The sequence below is a fragment of the Brachybacterium sp. AOP42-C2-15 genome, assembly GCF_052377065.1.
Taxonomy (GTDB): Bacteria; Actinomycetota; Actinomycetes; order Actinomycetales; family Dermabacteraceae; genus Brachybacterium.
On record NZ_JBQSWK010000025.1, the window covers coordinates 17,763 to 40,431 of the forward strand.

A 22,669-nucleotide genomic window follows, 5' to 3' on the forward strand; every position below is an offset into this window, starting at 1 on the left:
AGTGGACGAACTCGATTCCCTCATCACCAACTGGCTTCCCCTCCCCGACGTCGCCGAGCGACTGGACGTGGAGGTCTCGCGCGTGCGGCGCCTGATCGAGGAAGGTCAGCTGATCGCGGTGCGCCGCGGAGACCCCGTGGTGCGCATGGTGCCGGAGCTGCTGATCGGTGACGGCGAGCTCATCCCGCATCTCGCGGGGACGATCACCGTGCTGCGAGACGGCGGTTTCGAGGACGCAGAAGTGCTGAGCTGGCTGTTCACCGAAGACGAGACGCTGCCCGGCAGGCCGATCGATCAGCTGCGCAAGGGCCAGCGCGGCGAGGTCCGCCGGCGAGCGCTCGCACTCGCGCTCTGACCCTTCTCTGACGACCCTTTTCTGACCTCTTTCTGTCCGTCCGACCCAGAGGACCGGAAGCGCCGAGATCTGGCGGCGCAGAGGCCTGCCGGTGCAGAGACACCTCGGCGCAGGACCCTGCTTCTCAGACTCCGTCAGGCGGGCAGCGAGTCCACATCCGTGGCGAGGTCCGCGAGCGCCTCGAGGCCTGCGCGGCCCTGGGCGCCCAGCTCACCCAGTTCTGGCGTGTCCAGAAGCAGCGCACGGGCCCGTGCCGCCCGTCGGCGCACCTCGTCGGCCACGGAGCTGACGGCGCCGGTGGACACCATCAGCGCGTGGACTGCGCTGATCTGCGTTTCGTCCGCCTCGGGGTTGCCGACGACCTCGTCCAGCAGCGCTCGGCCACTGGCGTCAGCGGCCTGCCGCGTGCGCGCCAGCAGTACGGTGCGCTTGCCCTCGACGATGTCTCCGCCGATCGGTTTGCCGGTCTCGTCCTGATCCCCGACCACGCTGAGCAGGTCATCCCGCAGCTGGAAAGCCGTCCCCACCTCGATCGCCCAGGCTGAGAGGGCATCCAGCGCCTGGTCCGGCGCCCCTGCAAAAGCGGCACCGATCCGCACCGGCCGCAGCACCGTGTACGGCACCGTCTTCCACCGGATGACGGAGAGCGCGGCCAGCTCCGCATCGGGGGCTGAGGAGAACCCTCCGGCCTGGTGGAGGATGTCGAGGTACTGCCCGGACATCACTTCCGTGCGCAGCGCATCGAACTCACGGCGGGCGCGGGTCACCGGGACGGGAGCTCCTTGAACCCCGGCGGCCATCTGCTCGGACCAGCTCAACGCGAGATCGCCCAGCACGATCGCGGTCGCGATCCCGTACTCCTCTGGGGCACCGGCCAGGCCTGCACTGCGATGTTCCTGCTCGGCCTGCATATGCAGAGCCGGTCGTCCGCGCCGCATCGGGGAGTGATCGATGACGTCGTCATGCATCAGCGCTGCTGCCTGGATCAGCTCGATCGCAGCGCCGAGTCGGGCCAATGCGTCCACCTCCGTGGGCGTCGGCTCCCGGCCCAGCGTCGCCACGCCGCCCCAGAAGCAGAAGCGGGGGCGCAGCAGTTTCCCTCCCTCGAGGTAGCCGGTGAGGGCGTCGATCAGTCCGGCGGCCTCCGGCGAGATCTCCTCGAGGTGCCGCCGATGCGCGGCCAGCTCGGCGCGGGTGACCTCGGCGACCCGCTCCACCAGCAGCTCGTCGAGCGCGTGCAGGCGGTCGCCGAGGGGCGGCGTGTGGGAAGGGGGCATCGGGAACTTCCTTTCTGGCGGGCGTCACGATCTTCCCACGCGCAGCTGTGCGGCCCTCCCGTCGGACGGTTCCTCCACAGCGGCTGTCCATCCCCAAGGAGCCAGGTTCGCACCTGTGGCGGCGACAGATCGGTGAAGGTCTGAGACATGACCACTCACATCACCCCTGCCGATCACGGCCGCCACGTCCTCGACGTCCATGACCCCGCCGAGCTGCTCGCAGAAGCCAGGCTGTGCCTGCGTGAGCCTCCCGTGGATTCGCTGATCCTCGCCAGTTCCGGTGGCGCCAGCTCCCCACCGATGATCACCCGCTCGGCACTGGCCGACCTGCTGGGACCCGGGGGCGGTGAGAACCTCGAGCGCCACCTGGCGCTGATGCGCGATCGCGGCGGCCCCGTCGTGCATGCACTGATCGTGCTCGGTGACGGATACCAGGATCTGCTGGAGCCCGTGATCCACGAGGTCATGCGTCGTGCAGGGCAGCTCCTTCACGCCGCTGCCCGGACGCTGGAGTCCGAGTCCTCGCCCGCGCCCATGTTCCAGCTCCTGTCCCTCCACGGCGCGGCGGGGTCGACCTCCTGGGAGCTGGAGAGGAATCTGCACGAGGGAGGAGCAGGGGACGTCGGCGTGACGGCGACCGGACCGCTGCGCGCGTTCTCCGACACCCGCGCGGCGGCGTCGGCCGTCCTCACCGGGCGCGCCATCCCGCACCACGACGCTCCGAACCCGATGCTGGAGGAGATCGGTCGCGGCCTTCGGCTCCCTGCACTCGACCTCTCCTCGGAAGCGGACCCCGGCAAGCTCTTCACAGCGGCGCTCTCCGCACTGGACAGGCTCGGCGGCGGTGCCCTCAGCCTCACTCCGGCAGAACGGATGACGAAGTGTGAACAGATCGCGTCGCTGCTGTCCGCCATCGCCGTCGAGCGGCTCCACTGGGAGCTGCTGGCCCAGTTCGTCGAGCATGGCGACACTCGCGTCATCGACCGCGAGACCCTCCTGCAGACCTTGGTCAGTGATCGGGAGTGGCGGCCGCACGACGACGTCTGCGCAGGTGGAAGGTGGTACATGGGGCTCGAGAAGCTCCGGCGCATCGCCGCGGCGGCCATGGTGGCGGCACTGCCGGCAGAGCGCCGCATCGCCCGGTCAGCATGGCGAGCCCTGACCGCGCTGCTGGTGCTGCTGGCATGGTGGAACCACCGCTTCGCCACTGCGGGCAGTCTCGTCGATGAGCTCCGGGAACAGGAACCGGAGTCGACTCTGGCACCCTTGCTCTCACGGATGACCGATACGCCGATCTTCCCTGCCTGGTGGCCCAGCGCCTGACCCGGGCCGCCACGATGCCTTGCGCGGGGGAGGCCACCGAAGGAGCAGCACCGATGACCGTCCTCGGAGAGCACCGATTTGTCGATGCGAGAATCCCCGCCCGCGACGGGGCCCTGCACGCGCCGTCCGCTCCCACGGACTCCGCTCCGACGGACTCGGCTTCCACGGATTCCGTTCCGACGGACTCGGCTCCCGCGGATCCAGCCTCGGCGTCGGGCGCCTGGCGCCCGGAGAGGGGAGCTGGTGACCGTCAGTTCGCCGAGATCGGCCCGCTCCTGCTCGAGAACGGGGAGATCCTCGACGATGTCACCATCGCCTACGAGACCTGGGGGGAGCTGGACCAGGACCGTGGCAACGCCGTGCTGGTGCTCCATGCACTGACGGGTGATTCCCACGTACGAGGCCCGGCCGGAGGTAGCCACCCCAGCCCTGGCTGGTGGGAGGAGATGGTCGGCCCCGGCCGGCCGATCGACACCGACCGCTTCCATGTGATCGCACCGAACGTGCTCGGTGGATGCCAGGGCACCACCGGGCCCAGCTCGCCAGGTGCGGACGGCCTCCCCTACGGCTCGCGATTCCCCATCATCACCACCCGCGATCAGGTTGATGCCGAGCGACGATTGCGGGACCAGCTCGGCATCGAGCACTGGGCGCTCGTGATCGGCGGCTCGATGGGAGGGATGCGCGCCATCGAATGGGGCGTCTCCCACCCCGACGAGGTGCAGCGGCTCTGCGTCATCGCCTCCTCCGCTCGGGCGACCGCGGACCAGATCGCCTGGAACAACGCTCAGATCGCCTCGATCCAGCTGGACCCGGAGTACCAGGGAGGGGACTACTACGACGGCGGCAGCGGGCAGGGGCCGAAGTCCGGATTGGGCATCGCCCGGCGGATCGCGCACACCACCTATCGCACGGCGGAAGAGCTCGAGAGCCGCTTCGGCAATCAGGCCCAGGGGCGAGAGGACCCCTATGACGGCCGGGGCAGGCACCAGGTGACCAGCTATCTCGATCACCATGCGGTCAAGCTCGCCCGCAGGTTCGACGCGAACTCCTACATCACGCTCGCGCAGACGATGAGCACCCATGACGTCGGCCGAGGTCGCGGAGGCGTGGCACAGGCCCTGGGCCGTGTCCGTGCCCGCACACTGGTGGTCGCGATCGATTCTGATCGGCTCTTCCCGCCGGCTCTGGTGGAGGAGATCGCCCAGCACGTCCCCCAGGCGCAGTGGCAGGTGGCCACCTCGCCTGTCGGGCATGATGCATTCCTGCTCGCCCATCCGGGACTCGAGGAGTGGATCGGCACCCTCATCGGCGACTAAGCTGGGTCAGCCGGTGTGACTGCACCGTTGCACGGTCGCAGGGAGGAGACGTCGCATGAGCATCGTCGTGGGGTACTCCCCGTCGGGTCAGGGACGGGCCGCGCTGAAGGCCGCCCTCCGCTATGGAGCGCGCACGGGGGAGGGGCTGGTCATCGCCTCACATCTCTATCACGACGCTGAGCGTGGGATTACTGCCGCCACCGAGGACGAGGTGCGTGACGAACTGCGCGCGCTCGGCACCGAGCAGGCCGACGTCGCCGTGCGGAGCAGCCTCGAGAGCGATATCGGGGAGTTCATCCTCTCGGTCGTGGACGAGGTCGCGGCGAGCTTGGTCGTGATCGGGCTCCGCCGGAAGCCGCCGATCGGGAAGCTGAACCTGGGCGCCTCGGCGCGTCGGGTCGTGCTCGGCGCGGCCTGTCCGGTGCTCGCCGTCAAGGACGACCACCACGCGAGTGGGGTCGGTGGCGTCACAGGCGCCTGAGCGGGTGGGAATAAACCACTGCGAGCGGCGTTATACTCAACAGGCTTGACGGCACCGTGCGTTCGTGCGCCGTGAAACCGGTAGATACCGGTGACGTGACACGGAGCGGAGACCGCGAGCCGCGCCGAGAAGACCGATCGCCCGAGTGTGGCGGACCGCCCATGCCGGGCCGCCGCCGGAAGAAGGAACTCTGTGACCTCCTCCAGTACTGCTGAGACCGCCTCCAAGGCGAAGCGCTCGACAAGCGCCGCGGCCACGAAGGCAGCGGAGAGCTCCGAGGCCGTCGAGACCGACGCTGTCGAGACCGCTGACACCGCCGCACCGAAGACCCCCGCCAAGAAGGCCCCTGCACGCAAGACCGCCGCCCGGAAGCCGGCCGCCAAGAAGGCCGCCGCACCCAAGGCCGCCGAGGCCGACTCCGACACCGAGGAGGAGTCGGAGGAGACCGAGGCGAAGAAGGCCAGGTCCGCGACCGACACGAAGGTCGAGGAGTCCGGCGGCTTCGTCTTCAACGCCGCTGAGGATGACGCCCCCGCCCAGCAGGTCGTCACCGCCGGCGCCACCGCCGACCCGGTCAAGGACTACCTCAAGCAGATCGGCAAAGTCGCACTCCTGAACGCTGCGCAGGAGGTCGAGCTGGCCGAGCGCATCGAGGCCGGTCTCTACGCCGAGCAGAAGCTCAAGGGCGACGAGTCGATCACCAAGACCAAGGCCGGTCGCGAGCTGGCGATCATCTCCCAGGACGGCCGCGCCGCCAAGGATCACCTGCTCGAGGCCAACCTGCGCCTCGTGGTCTCCCTGGCCAAGCGCTACACCGGTCGCGGGATGCTGTTCCTGGACCTCATCCAGGAGGGCAACCTCGGCCTGATCCGCGCGGTCGAGAAGTTCGACTATGCCAAGGGCTACAAGTTCTCCACCTATGCCACCTGGTGGATCCGCCAGGCCATCACTCGCGCCATGGCGGACCAGGCCCGCACCATCCGCATCCCAGTGCACATGGTCGAGGTCATCAACAAGCTCGCCCGCGTCCAGCGGCAGATGCTGCAGGACCTCGGCCGGGAGCCCACCCCGGAGGAGCTCGCCAAGGAACTGGACATGACGCCCGAGAAGGTCGTGGAGGTCCAGAAGTACGGTCGCGAGCCGATCTCCCTGCACACCCCGCTCGGTGAGGACGGCGACAGCGAGTTCGGCGACCTGATCGAGGACTCCGAGGCCGTGGTCCCGGCCGATGCAGTGAGCTTCACCCTGCTGCAGGAGCAGCTCCACTCGGTGCTGGACACCCTCTCCGAGCGTGAGGCCGGAGTGGTCTCGATGCGCTTCGGGCTCGAGGACGGTCAGCCCAAGACGCTCGATGAGATCGGCAAGGTCTATGGCGTGACCCGTGAGCGGATCCGTCAGATCGAGTCCAAGACCATGTCGAAGCTGCGTCACCCCTCGCGCTCGCAGGTGCTGCGCGACTACCTCGACTGACGTTCAGCAGTGAGGACGGGCCCGGTTCCACTAGAACCGGGCCCGTCCTCTGTCCGCCGCTCGGCGGACGCTCGCACACAGCAGTGATCAGCACGTAGCAGCGATCGGCACGAACCCGGGAGACGGAGCACCGGCAATGAGGACGACCACGGGCACGGACGCCGCCACCACGGTGCGGATCCATCGCGTAACCGGCGAGGACTGGGCCAGCCATCGGGATCTGCGGCTGGACATGCTCGCCGCCGACCCCGAGGCGTTCTGGGCGGATCCGGCAGAGGCCCGCCGCCGAGACGAGCGGCAATGGCGCCGGGAGATCGCCGGACCGCGAGTCCATCTCCAGGCCCGACGCGGGGGATCGGTGCTCGGCGGGATCGCCCTGCTCCCTGCCGGCTACACCCCCGAGCATGTGATCCCCGCGGACCGCGCCTACATCGTCTCGCTCTGGGTCCGTCCTGCTGCTCGCGGCACTGGACTCTCCCGTGTCCTCCTCGCGAGTGCCGCTCGTCTCTCCCTCGAGCTCGGGCGACCGGACCTGCGGCTGGATGTCGACGACACCAACACTCCGGCTCAGGGTCTCTATGAGCGTCTCGGCTTCGCCGCCACTGGGGCCCGGGAGGCCCGAGAGGGCCGCAGCACCTACTGGGTCGAGTACGCGATCCACGCCGAACAGCTGCTGCGCGTTTGACCTGCTGAGCGATTGGGCTGCTGCACGACCCACCTGAGCGCGCCTACCCGCAGTGCGCGCCTGCAGGGCGTCCCCGCAGTGGGGCGGACAGGCAGACGAGAAGGGGGGGCGCCCCCCCGGGGGGGGGGGGGGGGGGGCGGTTTTTGTGCCACCCGGGGGGGGGCGGGCGGGCGGGGGGGGGCGGGCCCCCCGCCGCGTGCGTGCTGAGGTGCCATCGATCAGATCGTGGCGGGGACATCCTCGTCGAGGAACTCGTCCTCGCCGAGGGGAGCCTCGGTCGCCGGCGCCTCGGGCTCGGCGGCGTACTTGCCCACTCCGAGGGTGCGGAGGATCTTCTCCTCGATCTCCGCGGCCAGGTCCGGATTGTCCTTGAGGAACTGTCGGGAGTTCTCCTTGCCCTGCCCCAGCTGATCCCCCTCATAGGTGAACCAGGCACCGGACTTGCGGACCAGGCCGTGCTCGACGCCGAGGTCGATCAGGCCGCCTTCGCGGGAGATCCCCTCGCCGTAGAGGATGTCGAACTCGGCCTGCTTGAAGGGCGGAGCCATCTTGTTCTTCACGACCTTGACCCGGGTGCGGTTGCCCACGGCGTCGGTGCCGGTCTTGAGAGTCTCGATGCGGCGGATGTCCATACGCACCGAGGCATAGAACTTCAGCGCCTTGCCACCGGTGGTGGTCTCCGGGCTGCCGAAGAACACGCCGATCTTCTCGCGCAGCTGGTTGATGAAGATCGCGGTGGTGCCCGAGGCGGAGAGCGCACCGGTGAGCTTGCGCAGCGCCTGCGACATCAGGCGAGCCTGCAGGCCGACGTGCGAGTCGCCCATCTCGCCTTCGATCTCTGCCTTGGGCACCAGTGCGGCGACCGAGTCGATGACGACGATGTCCAGTGCGCCGGAGCGGATCAGCATGTCGGTGATCTCCAGGGCCTGCTCACCGGTGTCCGGCTGGGAGACCAGCAGTGCGTCGGTGTCGACGCCGAGCTTCTTCGCGTACTCCGGATCCATCGCATGCTCGGCATCGATGAAAGCCGCGATGCCGCCGTTGCGCTGCGCGTTGGCCACGGCGTGGAGGGCGAGCGTGGTCTTGCCGGAGGACTCCGGGCCGTAGATCTCCACGATGCGCCCGCGGGGCAGACCGCCGATACCCAATGCTGCGTCCAGCGCCACCGAGCCGGTGGGGATGACCTCGACCGGCGGGCGGGTGTCGTCGCCCAGGCGCATGATCGAGCCCTTGCCGAACTGCCGATCGATCTGCGCGAGTGCGCTGTCGAGCGAGGAGCTGCGGTCCTTTGCGGACGACTTCGTGACCGGGGGCTTGGATGACTTCGGTGCAGCCATGTGCTTGTTCCTTCCTGAGGGCCGGGAGTACCGACGCGGTGACCAGTGCGGCCACACTAGGCGCCGACCCCGACATTCGACCGCTGTCCGTGACCCCTGTGGATGGAGGGGCGCTGGGGAGGAGAGGTCGGTGTGTGGAGCGGGTGCTGGGAGGACCGTCGAGGAACAGACTACCGAACAGACGTTCGAACGCGAACCAGATCGCGGCGTGTCGTGCGGTGTGTCGTGAACGGATCTGCTCGAGAGCTCGGGCCTGCTCAGCGCCGCCGCTGCGCGAGCGGGATCTCCCACCGCGCGGAGTCGGGGACGTCCATGGCATCGCACAGGGCTGCCCACACCGAACGCACGGGGACCCCGTGCTCGAGAGCCTGCTCGGCGGTCAGTCCGCCGATCTCCTCGAGCACGAGGTCCTGGGTGTATATGCGTGCGAGTGCCGGCCCGAAGACATGGTCGGCCAGCTCGGTGAACTCGCTGCGTCGCACCTCAGCGAGCGCCGACCAGCGGCTTCGTGCCGTCGACCAGACCCTCGGGGACGGTATCGGGGATCGTCACCTGCTCAGCGATCGCGATCCTCTCGGACACCTCGCGCAGCACGAAGGACAACGGGAGACCGAGCGCATCGGTCACGGAGACCAGCAGCTCGCTGGAGGCCTCCTTCTGGCCGCGCTCGATCTCACTGAGATAGCCCAGTGACACACGGGCGTCGGAGGATACCTGCCGAAGCGTGCGGCCCTGGGTACGGCGCGCGTCGCGCAGCACGTCTCCCAGCTCCTGGCGGAACAGAATCATGGACCTGCCTCCTTTCCTCTGACTGTGGGTGAACTGATGGTGCACCTCGGGAATGCGGTACGTCGATGTCATCACAGAAGGCACAACGCCCGCACCCGAGAAACTGTTCCCCAGAGTGTAGTGGGCCACGCCCGATCATTCCCTGGAGGGTGTGCATGGCGGGACGATGGGGAGGAGCGATCAGCGCTGACTGGCTGAGCTGGGCGGCTGCTGCTCCGCGAGCGCCTCGTCCAGCAGCACGAGTGCGGCATCGACGGTCCGGGACCGGATCTGGGCTCTCCCCCCGCTGAGACGGAGTTCACGGGTCACGGTTCTCGCGCCGCGCTGGGCGAGGCCCAGGAACACCGTGCCCTGGGCGACCCCCCTCTCGTCAGGGCCGGGGCCCGCCACCCCGGTGGTGGACACGGCGATATCGGCGCCGTACAGGCTGAGCGCTCCTTCCGCCATCGCGGTCGCGACCTCTGCAGTCACCGCACCGGTGGCGGAGAGCAGGTCAGGGTCGATCCCGAGCACACGGGTCTTGGCCTCGTAGGAATAGCAGGCCGCTCCCCCGGCGATCGCCGCACTGGCCCCGGGCGCGTCCACCAGGCGGGCCACCAGTCCGCCGGCCGTCAGCGACTCGGCGGTCGCGATCCACCATCCCCGTGCGGAGGCGCGGGCGATGAGGGAGGCAGGATCGACGGGTCGTTCACCCTTGCTGCCGGACCCGGTCCCGTTCCCGTTCCGGCCAGCGGTTCCAGCGCCGCTCCCGGTGTCTCCCCCTTGGACGGCTGCGTCGTGCGACGACGAGCCCGGCGACGTGCTCATGCGTTCCCGGCCAGGGCCTCACGACGCAGCCGCAGGCCGTCCTTGAGGTTGACGACTCCGGACCAGACGGTCAGCACCACGGCCAGGAGCACCAGCGCGAGGCCGATCCAGCGGGCCGGGGTCCACCACAATTCGAAGGGGATCAGGCAGAAGGTGATGGCGATGGTCTGGACCATCGTCTTGGCCTTGCCGGCCATGTTCGCCGGCAGCGCCCCGTACTTGAGGATCGTGAAGCGCATGATCGTGATGCCGAACTCGCGCACCAGGATCAGGATTGTCATCCACCACGGCACGTACTCCCACACCGAGAGCATGATCAGCGCTGCCCCGGTCATCGCCTTGTCTGCGATCGGGTCCATGATCTTGCCGAAGTCGGTGATCAGGTTCCGGCTGCGCGCGAGATAGCCGTCCGCGAAGTCCGTGATCATCGCGAGCACGAACACTCCGGCGACCAGCAATCTGCCGGGCACCGAGTCTGCGTACAGGATCGCGAGCACCACCAGCAGCGGGACCATCGCACACCTCACCATGGTGAGGATGTTGGCGATGTTCCAGAGCGGGACCTCTTCGGTGCGCGGGGTGGTCATCGGGGCTCCTGGCTGTGGGGCGGGGTCCGCATCGGTGATGCGGGCTGAAGGTGGAGGTGGGCGGTCGAGGCTGAACGATCGCTGGTGAGGTGGGCGGACGGCGGGGTGGGTGGACGGCGGGGCGAGTGAACGGAGTGGCTTGCGGGGTCGCTCGCCGGCTCAGCGGCCGGTGAGGCTCCAGACGTCCTCGCTCTGCTCCTCGTCCCCGTCATCGTGATAGTCGATCGCGGGCTCGGAGCCGTCATCGGCCAGCGGATCGTTCGCGTAGCGATCATCCCCGCCGTGACCCTCGGCGACCGGCTCCGGATCCTCCTGTTCGAGGTCGACGGCCTGATCGGCGGCATAGGGCTCATCCTCGCCATCCGCCGGGACGTCCTCGCCGCGGATGCGGGCGATGGCGGTGCCGAGCTCGTCGGGATGGACCAGCACGTCGCGGGCCTTGGATCCCTCGGAGGGGCCCACGATCTCGCGGGACTCGAGCAGATCCATCAGGCGACCAGCCTTCGCGAAGCCCACCCGGAGCTTGCGCTGCAGCATCGAGGTGGAGCCGAACTGGGTGGTGACCACGAGCTCCGCTGCCTGCAGCAGGACGTCGAGATCGTCGCCGATGTCGTCGTCGATCTGCTTCTTGGCCGCGACGACCTGGACGTCCTCGCGATAGTTGGGCTTCATCTGGGTCTTGACGTGGTCGACGACCTTGTGGATCTCGGACTCGTTGACCCAGGCGCCCTGAACACGCATCGGCTTGGCCTTGCCCATCGGGTGGAACAGGGCGTCGCCCTGACCGATCAGCTTCTCGGCGCCGACGGAGTCGAGGATGACCCGGGAGTCCTGCAGCGACGAGGTCGCGAAGGCGAGACGGCTGGGCACATTGGCTTTGATGATGCCGGTGACGACGTCGACCGAGGGGCGCTGGGTGGCCAGGATCAGGTGGATCCCGGCAGCTCGTGCGAGCTGCGTGATGCGCTGGATCGACGCCTCGACGTCGCGCGGGGCGACCATCATCAGGTCCGCGAGCTCGTCGACCACGACCAGCAGGTAGGGGTACGGGGCGAGGCGGCGCTCGCTGCCGGCGGGCAGCTTCACCTCTCCGGCCCGGACGGCCTTGTTGAAGTCGTCGAGGTGCTTGAACCCGAAGGCGGCGAGGTCGTCGTAGCGGGCGTCCATCTCCTTGACGACCCACTCGAGGGCTTCGGCGGCCTTCTTCGGGTTGGTGATGATCGGAGTGATCAGGTGCGGGATGCCCTCGTAGATGGTGAGTTCGACGCGCTTGGGGTCCACCAGCACCATCCGCACCTCCTCCGGCGTGGAACGCATCAGGATGGAGGTGATCATGGAGTTCACGAAGCTGGACTTGCCGGCTCCGGTGGCACCGGCGACGAGCAGGTGGGGCATCTTGGCGAGGTTCGCGACGACGTAGCCGCCCTCGACGTCCTTGCCCACGCCCATCACCAGCGGGTGCTCGTTGCGGCGCGCCACGGAGCTGCGCAGCACGTCGCCCAGCGCGACCGTCTCGCGGTCGGTGTTGGGGATCTCGATGCCGATGGCCTTCTTGCCGGGGATCGGCGAGAGGATCCGCACGTCGGCGCTGGCCACGGCGTAGGAGATGTTCTTGTCCAGGGCCGTGACCTTCTCGACCTTGGTGCCCGGAGCGAGCTCGACCTCGTAGCGGGTCACCGTGGGACCACGGGAGAAGCCGACCACCTCGGCATTGACGTTGAACTGCTCGAAGACCTCGCCGAGTGCGGCGACCACATGGTCGTTGGCCTCGGAGCGGGTCTTGTGGGGCGGACCCTCCAGCAGGAAGGAGGAGTCCGGCAGCGTGTAGACGATGTCTCCGGCGAGCTCCAGCTGTTCGCCGGCGCGGGGAAGGTCGCCCATCGGTGGCGGGACCAGCTCCGCCTTCTCCTCCTGTGCCGGCTTGGTCGGCACAGCCTTGGTCGGGGTGGTCCTGGCGGCGGCGGACTTCGCGGCCGAAGGCAGCGGCGTCGTGGCATCGGGGCCCGCCGCGCCCTTGCCCGGGAAGGTCTTGGCGCGGTGGTTCTCGTCCTCGACCACGTCGTAGACATCCGCGGCGTCGGCGGGGGCGCTGCGGCGCTGGGCGGTGCGGCGGCTCTTCTTCTTCGCCGTCGCCGCCGTCGCGGCGTCCTCGTCCACGCCCTGTTCGAAGGCCTCGTCGCCGACGTAGCCGAAGTTCTCGTGATCGCGCTCGGCCGCTTCGGCCTTCTCCCGACGGCTGCGACGGCGGGGCCTGCCGGTGGTCTGGGCCTCGGTCGCCTGCTCGTGCATCGCGGGGTCCACCCGGCGGGGGCGCAGCCCGAAGGCGACCCGCTCCGCGTCCTCCTCCTCGCTGCGGCCCACGGCGACGTCGTAGACGTCGCGCAGGCGCGAGGGGATCGACTCGACCGGGGTGGCGGTGAGCACGAGGATCCCGAAGGCGATCAGGAGTGAGTGGATGACGACCACCGCGACCGGCGGGAGGAGCGCCTCGAGCGGGGCGGCGGCCAGGAAGCCCAGCACCCCTCCCCCGCGGGCAAGCGCGTCGATTCCGTCCGCCGGAGCGGGCAGCCGTGCCGAGACCGAGGCGATCGCCGAGATCGCGGTGAGCAGGATCGCGATGCCGATCGCGATGCGGGAGTTGGCGCGCACCTGATCCGGGCGTCGGAACATGCGCAGGGACCAGCCGGCGGCCAGCAGCGGGATCACCATCGAGGAGATCCCGAAGGTGCCGGCCACCGCGGTGTGCACGGCACCGAGCACCGGTCCCGTGGACTGCCACCATTCGACGACGGCGACCAGGATCGCGATGAGCAGGAGGAACAGCGCATAGCCGTCACGTCGCTGCTCAGGGGCGACCTCCCATCGCTGCACGCCGATCGAGCGGATCATTCCGCCGACCATGCGAGCGATCGCCAGATAGCCGGAGCGCACAGCGCGCACCGGCAGAGGGAGCGTCGAGGGGTCGTTCGCCCCGGAGCCGGTGGTGCGCGAGGTGCCGGCAGCAGCGGTCCGAGAGGAGCCTTTCGACGCACGTGCGGGGGAAGACGTACGTGTCGCCATGAGCCCGATGCTACATTCCGCGCCACCCCGCACTCGGGAGGCGGGGCCCCCGGCCTCGTCACACGGGCGGTCTCAGAGCCGGCTCGCCCCGGACGGGAGGGTCAGGACTCGATGACGACGGGGACGATCATCGGTCGTCGCCGCAATCGCCGGGAGACATAGCGTCCCACCACCCGACGCATCACCTGCTGCAGCCGATAGGTGTCCCTGCGCTCGGACTGCTCTGCGATCGCGTTCTCCAGCGCCGCGACGATCTCCGGCCGGATCTCCTCGAAGACGCCGTGGTCCTCGGCCATCCCACGGATGTGGATCTCCGGCCCGACGATCAGCGCTCCAGTCTCGGCACTGACCACGGCGAACAGAGAGATGAAGCCCTCACCCCCGAGCGTGCGACGGTCTTGGAGGTCGGCCTCGGAGATCTCGCCGACGCTCGAGCCGTCCACATACACATAGCTGTTCGGCACCGCGCCGACCGTGGCGGCGATGCCGTTCTTCAGATCGATGACATGTCCGTCCTGGGCCAGCACGATCCGCTCGCGCGGGACCCCGGTGAACTCGGCGAGCTTCCCGTTCGCGATGAGATGGCGCACCTCGCCATGGATCGGCATCACGTTGCGGGGCCGCACGATGTTGTAGCAGTACAGCAGCTCCCCGGCGCTGGCGTGCCCTGAGGTGTGGACCGTGGCGGAGCCCTTGTGGATCACCTCGGCGCCGAGCGCCATCAGCCCGTTGATCACCCGGAACACGGAGTTCTCGTTGCCCGGGATGAGGGACGAGGCGAGGATGACGACGTCACCCGGGCCCACGCTCACCTGGTGGTCGCCCTTCGCGATGCGTCCCAGCGCCGCCATCGGCTCGCCCTGGCTGCCGGTGCACATCAGCACGACCTGTTCCTCGGGGAGGCTGCCGATCTGTTTCGCGTCGATGATCGTGTCCGGCGGGACGTGGAGGTAGCCGAGCTCGGCGGCGATGCCCATGTTCCGCACCATCGAACGGCCGACGAAGGCGACTCTGCGGCCATGGCGCGCGGCGGCGTCCAGCACCTGCTGAACACGGTGGACGTGGCTGGAGAAGGACGCGACCACGATCTTCTGCCGGGCGCGGGCGAAGATCGCCTCGAGGGTGGGGCCGATCTCCTGCTCCCCGACGGTGAACCCCGGGACCTCCGCATTGGTGGAGTCCGTCATGAAAAGGTCCACGCCGGCCTCGCCGAGCCGGGCGAAGGCGCGCAGATCGGTGATCCTGCCATCGAGCGGCAGCTGGTCCATCTTGAAGTCGCCTGTGTGGAGCACCGTGCCGGCCGGGGTGGCCACGTGCACCGCGAGGGCGTCGGGGATCGAGTGGTTGACCGCTACGAACTCGCAGTCGAAGGGCCCGAAGTCCAGCTGCTGTCCTTCCGCCACCACGGTGGTGACGGGACGGATCCTGTGCTCCTTCAGCTTCGCCTCGAGGAAGGCGAGCGTGAGCCTGCTGCCCACCAGGGGGATGTCGGGCCGCCGCCGCAGCAGGTAGGGCACCGCCCCGATGTGGTCCTCATGGCCGTGGGTCAGGATGATCGCCTCGACGTCGGCCAGGCGATCGGCGATGAGATCGAAGTCGGGGAGGATCAGGTCGACGCCGGGCTGGGAGTCCTCGGGGAAGAGCACTCCGCAGTCGACGATCAGCAGACGCCCGTCGAACTCGAGGACGGTCATATTGCGGCCGACGTCTCCGAGCCCGCCGAGCGGCGTGATCCGCAGAGTGCCGGGCTCGAGCTCCGGCGGCAGGTCGGGACGCTGGGAGAAGGCAGTGGACATCGGCAGCTCCGCGCTGGTCAGAGGGGTGATTCTGCTCAGAGCAGGCCAGCGGCGTCCAGTGCGTCCGAGAGCATGCGCAGCTGGTCGGTGTCGGCCGGGACGTGCGGGCCGCGCATCGCAGCATGCGGCAGCACGCCCTGCAGGTGGAGTGCGGCCTTCGCGGCCACGGCACCGGGCATGTGGTTCATGATCGCTTCGACCACCGGGACCAGCGCGCGGTGCGCGGCGAGCGCGGCGGGCAGATCGTCCCGATCCACGGCCTCGACCATCTCCCGCTCGAGATCGCCGGCGACCTGGCCGACCACGGACACCATCCCGGCAGCGCCGATGGACATCCAGGGCAGGTTCAGCCCGTCCTCGCCGGAGTAGTAGACGAGGTCCGTCTGCGCCATGACCCGGCTCGCCTGCTGCAGATCAGCCTTGGCGTCCTTCACTGCGAGGATCCGCGGGTTCTCGCCGAGGCGCAGCAGGGTTTCGAAGCTCAGCGGGGTGCCGGTGCGGCCCGGGATGTCATAGAGCATCACCGGCAGGTCCGTGGAATCCGCGATCGCGGTGGTGTGCGCGATGATCCCGGCCTGGCTGGGCTTGGAGTAGTACGGAGTGACCACCAGCAGCCCGTCGATCCCGAGCTTGGCGTGCTCCCGCGCGAGGTCGATCGAGTGGGCGGTGTCGTAGGTGCCGACCCCTGCGACCACGGTGACCTCGGGGCCGACGGCATCCCTCACCGCGCGAGCCAGCTCGAGCTTCTCGACGTCAGTGAGGGTGGGCGCCTCCCCGGTGGTGCCGGAGACCACGATCATGTCGTTGCCGTGCCGGGCCACATGGTCGGCCAGCTTCTGCGCGGACTCCAGGTCCACGCCATGGCCGTCCTCGGTGAGCGGGGTGACCATCGCGGTCCCCACCGCGCCGAACGGTCGCGCAGAGCGCGTTTCGGTGCTGGTCATGGTCTCCTCCCGAGAATGTTCTGCTGCCCGGAGCCTAGACCAGGCCCGCGGCTGCTCACTGCTGTGACGCGATGCCGAGATCGACGAGGATCGCCAGCGGGGTGCGCTGACGGCCCTGGCCGAGCGGGTTGTCCGCGAAGGTCGCCTCGAGGTGCTCGTGCGGCGTCGACACGTCGGAGCCCAGGACATTGCGGCCGATGTCGTTGGCATCCATCACCACGGTTCCCACGAAGCTCTCGCGCAGCTCGGCGGGGATGTCCGCGCTGCGGATCGCCGCGGAGATCCGTGCGGAGACCGCATCCGGATCCTTCGGCGGCAGCTTGGCGGAGACGTTCGAGGGGAACGCCGAGTACGGGGTCGGTCCGTCGATCGCCCGCACGTTCGCGCCGACGACCTCGTAGAACAGACCCTTCCGACCGATCACCTTGCCCGCGGCGCCGGCCGCGGAGGCCGCGAGCACCCGGGGCAGTCCGACCTCGCGGATCGCGAGCTCCATCGTGGTGGGGTCGCCCAGGCCGATACCGGCCGGGGTGCGCGTGACGAAGCGGCTGAGCACCTTCGCCGAGCGGCGGGGCTTGACCTCCCAGGTGAACCAGGAGCGGCCCTGCGCGATCGCGATGATCTTCTCGCTGATCACGAAGTACCAGGGCGCTCCGGCGGGCACGGTCCCGGCGGGGAGTCCGGCGGCGAAACGTTCGACGCGCTCACGGGCGAGCTTCTCGATGTCGTCGCCGCGAGCCACCAGCTCGGTCTGCAGAGGCAGTCGACGCCAGCTGCGGCGGTCTGTCGTGGAGACGAGATCGAGCTGCTTGTCCGGGTTGGCGACGTAGTCGCTCTTGGGCGCCTCGGTCTCCTCTGCCTGGTCAGCCTCGCCGGGACCTGCCGTCGGGGCGGGCACGGTCGGGGCGGCCTGGGCACCGGTCTGCGCGGAGCCGCCGAGCGCGAGGGTGGCGCCCTCGGCATCGTCGAAGAAGGTGCGCATCCACAGCTCGACGTTCAGCAGGCGCCAGAACATCAGCGTGCCGTGGTTCTCGGGGTGGGCGATGTAGTCGTCGAACAGCGCCAGCACGCTGGGGGCGTCGAAGTAGGGACGCGAGGCGAAGGATGCCGAGGCGAACACGTCTCGAAGCTCCGGCGCGATCGTGCGGAACCACTCCCCCTCGGGGGTGGTGAAGCCGATCTTGTTGCGGCGCTTGGAGATCATGTCGGGGAGGATCCCGTCCATCGACTCGCGCAGGATCCGCTTGTTCCAGCCATCATGGATGATCGCGGATTCGTCGAGGGAGAACAGGAACTTCAGCAGCTCCTTGTCCACGAAGGGGACGCGACCCTCGATGCTGAAGCGCATCGTGTTCTTGTCCTCGTAGCGCAGCAGCGACGGCAGGGAGGCTTTGAAGGTGTCCTCGAGCAGTCGCTCCTTGAGGTCGTCCTGGATCGAGGTGACCTTCTCGTGGCTGTGCTCGGCGACGAAGCCGGAGTTCAGCAGCGCCTCGATCGGCACGGAGGTGCGGCCGGAGAACTTGGTGCGGGCGAGCTTGCGGAGGATGTCGCGGGAGCCGACGACCTCGCTCGCAAGCTCCTTGAAGCGCTTCTGGCGGCGCAGCTGGCGCAGGTAGACATAGAAGTACGGGTTGTACCCGGCCATCATCTCGTCGGCGCCCTGGCCGTCCAGCAGCACGGTGACGTGCTTGCTGGCCTCGCGCATCACCGCGTACTGCGCGTACGGGCCGGTGGAGATGATCGGCTCCTCCTGGGTGCGCACGAAGTCGTGCAGGTCCTCGAGGAAGGCCGCGGGCTGGGGCAGGATCTTGTGGGCGGTGATCTGCCCGCGGTTCTCCTCCAGCAGCGCGTCGACATAGCGCTCCTCATCGTTCGAGGAGTTCGGGAAGACGGCCGAGAAGGTGTTCTGCCGGGTGCCGACGGCGCTGTAGCGCTCGTCCTCGGGCTGCTCGCGCAGCTGGCGGGCGATCACGGCGGCGACCGCGGAGGAGTCCAGGCCACCGGAGAGCGAGGTGCCCACGGGCACCTCGGACTGCAGGCGCAGGCGCACCGACTCCTGGAAGCGCTCGCGGTACTCGTCCACGACCTGCTGGTCGTACGGGCGGCTGGGACGCGCGGCGATCTCGCGCAGCTCGTCCTTGAGCCGGGTGAAGGAGGAGGTCGCGGTGCCGTCGGCGCTGATCTCCAGCACCTCACCGGCCATCAGCCGGTTCACGCCCGCGAAGAAGGTCTGGGAGTCGTCGTCCTGGACGCGGAACTTCAGGTAGCGGTAGACCGCGCGGTCATCCGGCGCGGCCTCGAACACGCGGGCTGCCAGGAGCGAGCGGATCTCGGAGCCGAAGACGACTCTGGGGGTGCCAGCATCTGTGCCTGTGCCGGTGGCGGGGTCGACCCAGTAGTAGAGGGGCTTGATGCCGAAGTGGTCGCGAGCGACCGTGACGGTGCCGGTGTGCGCGTCATGGATCGCGAAGGCGAACATGCCGTTGAAGCGGTCGTAGGCGGAAGTGCCCCACTCCGCGTGTGCCTCGAGCAGCACCTCGGTGTCGGAGTCGGTCCGGAAGACGTGGCCGAGGCCCTCGAGCTCGGAGCGCAGGTCGAGGTAGTTGTAGGTCTCACCGTTGTAGATGATCGTGTAGCGGCCATCCGCCGTGGTCATCGGCTGAGCGCCGTGCTCACGGTCGATGATGGCCAGTCGGCGATGGGCCAGCCCGGTCTGGTCGTCGACGAAGAGTCCTTCGCCGTCGGGACCGCGATGGGCCAGCGCGCCGCTCATCCGGCGGGCGATGTCCTCGGTGTCAGCACCGAATCCGTAGGTACCGGCGATTCCGCACATGGGACGAGTCCTTTCGAGGGGGACGGCTGCCGCCCGCAGTCAGGGCGCTCGGCACAGAGAGGGAGGGGCATCAGGGACGCACCCGAGGACTCCAGGCGCGCGGACGGACCGGGTTCGGCCGCCCGAGCTTATCAACGGGTCAAGACCCGCCGAGGCAGGCGCGACGTGAAATTCAGCTGCCGCGGCGTGAGAGGACCAGCTCGGCCCCATCGACCCGGAGCTCGAGGTCGTCCAACGACGTGACCAGCGCATCTGCCAGCGGAGCGAGGTCGCTGGCCGGCGTGGTGCTGGTCACCGCGATGGTGCGGGATCCGGCCGCAGCACCGGAGTGCAGGCCTCCGATCGAGTCCTCGATCACGGTGGTGTCGGCGGGATCGATGCCGAGCCGCTCAGCACCCAGCAGGTAAGGCTCGGGATCCGGCTTGCCCTTGCTGACCTGGTCGGCGGTGACGAGACCCGCGGGGACCGGCAGGCCGGTGCGGGCCCAGCGCGCCTCGAACAGCGGCCTGGTGCAGGAGGTGACGATGGTCCAGGTGGCGCGACCGATCTGTGCCGCGGCCTCATCGAGCTCGCGCAGCAGCCTTTCGGTGCCCGGCAGCACGACGATCTCCGCGACATCGGCGATCTCGAGCTCTTCGATCCGGCGGTGAGCGGCGTCCAGCGCCGCCTCATCGAGCTCCGGCAGCAGCTCGCCGAGGACCTGACGGGCTGGCTTGCCATGCTGCTCCGCGCCGAAGGTGAGATCTGTGCCGAGCTCGCGCAGCAGCTGGTTCCAGGAGCGTTCGACCGACGGGCCCGAATCGATGAGGGTCCCATCCATGTCCAGCAGCAGCGCAGAGGTGCGCATCGGCAGTGCCTGCCCTTCCGAAGGGACAGCATGGGAGGGGACAGAAGAAGACGTCATGCCTCCAGAATCTCATACCGATCACGGGACAGGACGGCAGCATCCGCGCAGGTGACCGTAGAGTGTCGAGCATCATGACCACCGCTTCACCGACCTCGATGAGCCCCGGCCCCGCCATCGCCGAGCGTCTGCGCACCATCCGCCGGACCGGGCTGTCGATCGGGGTGGCCACCGGCCTGTACGGCATCTCCTTCGGAGCCCTGGCCACCGCATCCGGATTGGATGTCTGGCAGGCGATGGTGCTCTCGGCGGTGATGTTCACCGGCGGCAGCCAGTTCGCCTTCATCGGGGTGGTGGGCGGTGGGGGCTCGGCGATCGGGGCGGCGCTGGCCGCCGTGCTGCTCGGGATCCGCAACACCCTGTACGGACTGATCCTGGCTCCGTCCCTGCCCCAGGGCGGCTTCCGAGGCCTCGCCCGGGCGCACCTGACGATCGACGAGTCCGCCGCACTGGCGGCAGGCGGCACCACGACCACGGAGAAGCGGGCCGGGTTCTGGGCCGCAGGTGTGTGGGTGTACGTCTTCTGGAATCTGTTCTCGCTGGTGGGTGCACTGGCCGGACAGCATGTCGCGGATCCGGGGGCGTGGGGGCTGGATGCAGCCGCAGCGGGAGCGTTCATCGCGCTGCTGTGGCCGCGCCTGCGCAGTGGCGAGGCGGTCGCAGTCGCCGTGGCCGCGGCCTTCGTGGCGCTGGTGACCACCCCCGCGCTCCCCTCCGGGCTGCCTGTGCTGGCCGCGGCGCTGGTGGCGGTGGTCGCGGGGCTGCTGCCCTCGCGTCGGCGCCTGGTGCACCACGAGATCGAGGTCGACACCGCGCCGGATGCTGAGCCCGCAGAACACACTGAGCCCGCTGAGCCCGCTGAGCCCGCTGAGCCCGCTGAGCCCGCTGAGCCCGCTGAGCCCGCTGAGGAGCCTGCGAGCGACGAGGAACGATCGGAAGGTGGATCACGATGAGCATGCTGTGGATCGCGGTGATCGCCGCCTCGGTGCTCTCGTTCGCACAGAAATGGGTGGGCTATCAGGCTCCCCCGGACGTGCTCGAGCGCCCGCAGGTCTCCCGGATCACGACGCTGCTGCCGATCGCGCTGCTGGGGGCTCTGGTCGCCACGCAGACCGCGACCAGCGGCAGCGACATCGTGCTCGATGCGCGACTGGCGGGCCTCGGCGCGGCGGTGGTGCTGCTGTGCCTGCGAGCACCGTTCCTGGTGGTCGTGGTCGGGGCTGCGGCGGTCGCGGCCGGTCTGCGGGCGCTCGGCTGGGGCTAGACCTCGATCGCTCGAGCCCCGGCCAGCCGCGGTGCTCACGACCCCAGACAGCGTCGTTGCTCAGCGGTCAGCGGTCAGCGATCAGCGATCAGCGATCAGCGATCAGCGATCAGCGATCAGCGATCAGCGATAGTGCTCTGCGGTCGGCGTCGGTGCTCGTCGATGGCGCGACGGGTGGCCATCCGGGCACCCTTGCGGTCCCGCATCGCGTCATAGGCCAGCGCGAGGCGGAACCAGGCGCGCCAGTCCTGCTCGTCACCGTCCTGGAGCGCGGTGCGGGCGGCCTCGAACTCGGCACGCGGGTCGTCGCCGTCGGCCTCCGCCGGCGGCTCGTAGCTCCGGGCCAGGCGCCCGGCGCCCATCCCGAACAGCATCTCCCGCCAGGTCACCCAGATGGTGAGCAGCAGCAGGATGCCGATGCCGAGGGCCAGGCCGTAGCCCACGGCGCTCCCGGCGCGCACGAAGCCCCAGGCGATCCAGCCCAGACCCCAGGCATAGGCCGCGGTGATCAGCACCAGCACGGCGACGAAGATCTTCTCTCTCATCGGCGGGGCCTGCTCAGCCGAGATCCATGTAGCCGTCCAGGCCCACGGTGAGCCCCGGATGTGCGGCGACCTCGCGCACGCCCAGCAGCACCCCGGGCATGAAGCTGACGCGGTCGAAGGAATCGTGACGCAGCACGAACTGCTCTCCCACCCCACCGAACTGCACTACCTCGTGGGCGACCAGGCCGCGCTGGCGCACGGCGTGCACGTGGATCCCATCGATCACCGCGCCGCGTGCGCCGTCCGGATCCTTCTCGGTGGCATCCGGCACCGCGCCCAGGCCGGCGGCGGCGCGGCCCCGGGCGATCGCGGCCGCAGTGTGACGGGCGGTGCCCGATGGGGCGTCGAGCTTGTTCTCGTGATGCATCTCGATGATCTCGGCGCTGTCGTAGTAGCGCGCGGCGACCTCCGCGAAGCGCATGGCGAGCACGGCACCGATCGCGAAGTTCGGGGCGATCAGCACCCCGACCTCGGAGTGCTCGGCGAGCTGGTCCCGCAGCGCAGCGAGCGACTGCTCGGTCCAGCCAGTGGTGCCGACCACCGCGTGGATGCCGTGGTCCACCAGCCAGCGCACGTTCTCCGCGGTGACCGACGGGACGGTCAGGTCGATCGCGACCTCTGCCTTCGCCTCGCTGATCGCTGCGAGGTCATCGCCACGGCCGATGCGCGCCACCAGCTCGAGATCGGAGGCGTCCTCGACGGCCTGACAGGCGGCGGCACCCATCCGGCCGGAGGCTCCCAGCACGGCGACCCGAGTGGGACGCTGCGAGGACGAAGCAGGGGACGGGGAGGCAGTCATGGGGTTCTCTCCTGAGTAAGCGGCGGAACGGGCGGCGAAGGTGGCGACGGGCGACGTAGGACGGAACGGGCGGCGAGGGACGGAACGGTCCGGG

General features: G+C 69.2%; 20 protein-coding genes and 1 pseudogene. 8 read left to right on the forward strand and 13 right to left on the reverse strand.

Features of this window, described 5'->3' with window-relative positions; genetic code table 11:
- The first annotated feature begins 1 nt into the window (after position 1).
- On the forward strand, positions 2-355 hold the full coding sequence (locus tag ACT3SQ_RS13455) for an Rv2175c family DNA-binding protein (protein ID WP_441445425.1): 354 nt from the start codon (positions 2-4) through the stop codon (positions 353-355).
- Positions 356-489: 134 nt separating this feature from the next.
- On the opposite strand, the gene ACT3SQ_RS13460 is transcribed toward ACT3SQ_RS13455, so the two are convergent.
- Positions 490-1,632 carry a polyprenyl synthetase family protein gene (locus tag ACT3SQ_RS13460; protein WP_441445426.1) on the reverse strand — a complete coding sequence of 381 codons (1,143 nt, stop codon included), beginning with the start codon at positions 1,630-1,632 and terminating at the stop codon, positions 490-492.
- Positions 1,633-1,779: 147 nt separating this feature from the next.
- Here ACT3SQ_RS13460 and ACT3SQ_RS13465 point away from each other — a divergent pair, with 147 nt between their 5' ends.
- From ACT3SQ_RS13465 to ACT3SQ_RS13485, 5 genes and pseudogenes are all read left to right on the forward strand, one after another.
- On the forward strand, positions 1,780-2,955 hold the full coding sequence (locus tag ACT3SQ_RS13465; RefSeq protein ID WP_441445427.1) for a hypothetical protein: 1,176 nt from the start codon (positions 1,780-1,782) through the stop codon (positions 2,953-2,955).
- Positions 2,956-3,008: 53 nt separating this feature from the next.
- Positions 3,009-4,274, forward strand: coding sequence for a homoserine O-acetyltransferase MetX (gene metX, locus ACT3SQ_RS13470; RefSeq protein ID WP_441445428.1), 1,266 nt, complete (start codon positions 3,009-3,011; stop codon positions 4,272-4,274).
- A gap of 55 nt (positions 4,275-4,329) precedes the next feature.
- On the forward strand, positions 4,330-4,755 hold the full coding sequence (locus tag ACT3SQ_RS13475) for a universal stress protein (RefSeq protein ID WP_441445429.1): 426 nt from the start codon (positions 4,330-4,332) through the stop codon (positions 4,753-4,755).
- 114 nt (positions 4,756-4,869) lie between these two features.
- Positions 4,870-6,225: pseudogene (locus ACT3SQ_RS13480) on the forward strand (RNA polymerase sigma factor); the annotation flags it as partial.
- Positions 6,226-6,361: 136 nt separating this feature from the next.
- On the forward strand, positions 6,362-6,910 hold the full coding sequence (locus ACT3SQ_RS13485) for a GNAT family N-acetyltransferase (RefSeq protein ID WP_441445430.1): 549 nt from the start codon (positions 6,362-6,364) through the stop codon (positions 6,908-6,910).
- Between the two features lie 218 nt (positions 6,911-7,128).
- On the opposite strand, the gene recA is transcribed toward ACT3SQ_RS13485, so the two are convergent.
- The 10 genes from recA to ACT3SQ_RS13535 all read right to left on the reverse strand — a co-directional run bounded on the left by recA (position 7,129) and on the right by ACT3SQ_RS13535 (position 19,967).
- A complete protein-coding gene (gene recA, locus ACT3SQ_RS13490; RefSeq protein ID WP_441443542.1) occupies positions 7,129-8,247 on the reverse strand; it encodes a recombinase RecA in 1,119 nt (372 codons plus the stop codon).
- A 257-nt stretch (positions 8,248-8,504) separates the two neighbouring features.
- Positions 8,505-8,729 (reverse strand): DUF3046 domain-containing protein, encoded by a 225-nt coding sequence (locus tag ACT3SQ_RS13495; RefSeq protein WP_441443543.1) that lies wholly within the window; start codon positions 8,727-8,729, stop codon positions 8,505-8,507.
- Position 8,730: 1 nt separating this feature from the next.
- Positions 8,731-9,036 (reverse strand): helix-turn-helix domain-containing protein, encoded by a 306-nt coding sequence (locus ACT3SQ_RS13500; RefSeq protein ID WP_441443544.1) that lies wholly within the window; start codon positions 9,034-9,036, stop codon positions 8,731-8,733.
- A 180-nt stretch (positions 9,037-9,216) separates the two neighbouring features.
- The gene (locus ACT3SQ_RS13505) at positions 9,217-9,843 is read right to left on the reverse strand and encodes a CinA family protein (RefSeq protein WP_441443545.1); all 627 of its coding nucleotides are present in this window, start codon (positions 9,841-9,843) and stop codon (positions 9,217-9,219) included.
- Positions 9,840-10,430: a CDP-diacylglycerol--glycerol-3-phosphate 3-phosphatidyltransferase gene (gene pgsA, locus ACT3SQ_RS13510; RefSeq protein WP_441443546.1), complete on the reverse strand. Its 591-nt coding sequence runs from the start codon at positions 10,428-10,430 to the stop codon at positions 9,840-9,842. The genes ACT3SQ_RS13505 and pgsA overlap by 4 nt, the downstream gene beginning before the upstream one ends.
- A 159-nt stretch (positions 10,431-10,589) precedes the next feature.
- On the reverse strand, positions 10,590-13,490 hold the full coding sequence (locus ACT3SQ_RS13515; protein WP_441443547.1) for a DNA translocase FtsK 4TM domain-containing protein: 2,901 nt from the start codon (positions 13,488-13,490) through the stop codon (positions 10,590-10,592).
- 101 nt (positions 13,491-13,591) lie between these two features.
- Complete coding sequence (locus ACT3SQ_RS13520; RefSeq protein WP_441443548.1) at positions 13,592-15,286, reverse strand: ribonuclease J; 1,695 nt, start codon at positions 15,284-15,286, stop codon at positions 13,592-13,594.
- A 35-nt stretch (positions 15,287-15,321) separates the two neighbouring features.
- On the reverse strand, positions 15,322-16,230 hold the full coding sequence (gene dapA / locus ACT3SQ_RS13525; RefSeq protein WP_441443549.1) for a 4-hydroxy-tetrahydrodipicolinate synthase: 909 nt from the start codon (positions 16,228-16,230) through the stop codon (positions 15,322-15,324).
- 55 nt (positions 16,231-16,285) lie between these two features.
- Complete coding sequence (gene asnB / locus ACT3SQ_RS13530) at positions 16,286-19,063, reverse strand: asparagine synthase (glutamine-hydrolyzing) (protein ID WP_442332495.1); 2,778 nt, start codon at positions 19,061-19,063, stop codon at positions 16,286-16,288.
- Between the two features lie 172 nt (positions 19,064-19,235).
- Complete coding sequence (locus ACT3SQ_RS13535; RefSeq protein ID WP_441443551.1) at positions 19,236-19,967, reverse strand: HAD-IA family hydrolase; 732 nt, start codon at positions 19,965-19,967, stop codon at positions 19,236-19,238.
- 74 nt (positions 19,968-20,041) lie between these two features.
- Between ACT3SQ_RS13535 and ACT3SQ_RS13540 the strand changes: the two genes are divergently transcribed.
- Both ACT3SQ_RS13540 and ACT3SQ_RS13545 read left to right on the forward strand, forming a co-directional pair.
- Positions 20,042-20,920, forward strand: a complete 879-nt coding sequence (locus ACT3SQ_RS13540; RefSeq protein WP_444601203.1) for an AzlC family ABC transporter permease — start codon at positions 20,042-20,044, stop codon at positions 20,918-20,920.
- Entirely contained in the window at positions 20,917-21,231 is a 315-nt protein-coding gene (locus ACT3SQ_RS13545; RefSeq protein ID WP_441443553.1) for an AzlD domain-containing protein, read from the forward strand. The genes ACT3SQ_RS13540 and ACT3SQ_RS13545 overlap by 4 nt, the downstream gene beginning before the upstream one ends.
- 116 nt (positions 21,232-21,347) lie before the next feature.
- Here the strand turns inward: ACT3SQ_RS13545 and ACT3SQ_RS13550 are convergent, their stop codons facing one another.
- Complete coding sequence (locus ACT3SQ_RS13550; RefSeq protein WP_441443554.1) at positions 21,348-21,776, reverse strand: hypothetical protein; 429 nt, start codon at positions 21,774-21,776, stop codon at positions 21,348-21,350.
- Between the two features lie 13 nt (positions 21,777-21,789).
- Entirely contained in the window at positions 21,790-22,575 is a 786-nt protein-coding gene (dapB, locus tag ACT3SQ_RS13555) for a 4-hydroxy-tetrahydrodipicolinate reductase (RefSeq protein ID WP_441443555.1), read from the reverse strand.
- Between the last annotated feature and the right edge of the window lie 94 nt (positions 22,576-22,669).

Bases quoted from the DNA above. Each gene is read 5' to 3' on its own strand.
- ACT3SQ_RS13550 (WP_441443554.1), bottom strand. From the start codon at position 21,776: ATGAGAGAGAAGATCTTCGTCGCCGTGCTGGTGCTGATCACCGCGGCC.
- ACT3SQ_RS13505 (WP_441443545.1), bottom strand. From the start codon at position 9,843: ATGAGCACGTCGCCGGGCTCGTCGTCGCACGACGCAGCCGTCCAAGGG.
- ACT3SQ_RS13520 (WP_441443548.1), bottom strand. From the start codon at position 15,286: ATGTCCACTGCCTTCTCCCAGCGTCCCGACCTGCCGCCGGAGCTCGAG.
- ACT3SQ_RS13465 (WP_441445427.1), top strand. From the start codon at position 1,780: ATGACCACTCACATCACCCCTGCCGATCACGGCCGCCACGTCCTCGAC.
- dapB (WP_441443555.1), bottom strand. From the start codon at position 22,575: ATGACTGCCTCCCCGTCCCCTGCTTCGTCCTCGCAGCGTCCCACTCGG.
- pgsA (WP_441443546.1), bottom strand. From the start codon at position 10,430: ATGACCACCCCGCGCACCGAAGAGGTCCCGCTCTGGAACATCGCCAAC.
- asnB (WP_442332495.1), bottom strand. From the start codon at position 19,063: ATGTGCGGAATCGCCGGTACCTACGGATTCGGTGCTGACACCGAGGAC.
- metX (WP_441445428.1), top strand. From the start codon at position 3,009: ATGACCGTCCTCGGAGAGCACCGATTTGTCGATGCGAGAATCCCCGCC.
- ACT3SQ_RS13540 (WP_444601203.1), top strand. From the start codon at position 20,042: ATGACCACCGCTTCACCGACCTCGATGAGCCCCGGCCCCGCCATCGCC.
- ACT3SQ_RS13535 (WP_441443551.1), bottom strand. From the start codon at position 19,967: ATGACGTCTTCTTCTGTCCCCTCCCATGCTGTCCCTTCGGAAGGGCAG.
- ACT3SQ_RS13500 (WP_441443544.1), bottom strand. From the start codon at position 9,036: ATGATTCTGTTCCGCCAGGAGCTGGGAGACGTGCTGCGCGACGCGCGC.
- recA (WP_441443542.1), bottom strand. From the start codon at position 8,247: ATGGCTGCACCGAAGTCATCCAAGCCCCCGGTCACGAAGTCGTCCGCA.
- ACT3SQ_RS13460 (WP_441445426.1), bottom strand. From the start codon at position 1,632: ATGCCCCCTTCCCACACGCCGCCCCTCGGCGACCGCCTGCACGCGCTC.
- ACT3SQ_RS13545 (WP_441443553.1), top strand. From the start codon at position 20,917: ATGAGCATGCTGTGGATCGCGGTGATCGCCGCCTCGGTGCTCTCGTTC.
- ACT3SQ_RS13475 (WP_441445429.1), top strand. From the start codon at position 4,330: ATGAGCATCGTCGTGGGGTACTCCCCGTCGGGTCAGGGACGGGCCGCG.
- ACT3SQ_RS13485 (WP_441445430.1), top strand. From the start codon at position 6,362: ATGAGGACGACCACGGGCACGGACGCCGCCACCACGGTGCGGATCCAT.
- ACT3SQ_RS13515 (WP_441443547.1), bottom strand. From the start codon at position 13,490: ATGGCGACACGTACGTCTTCCCCCGCACGTGCGTCGAAAGGCTCCTCT.
- dapA (WP_441443549.1), bottom strand. From the start codon at position 16,230: ATGACCAGCACCGAAACGCGCTCTGCGCGACCGTTCGGCGCGGTGGGG.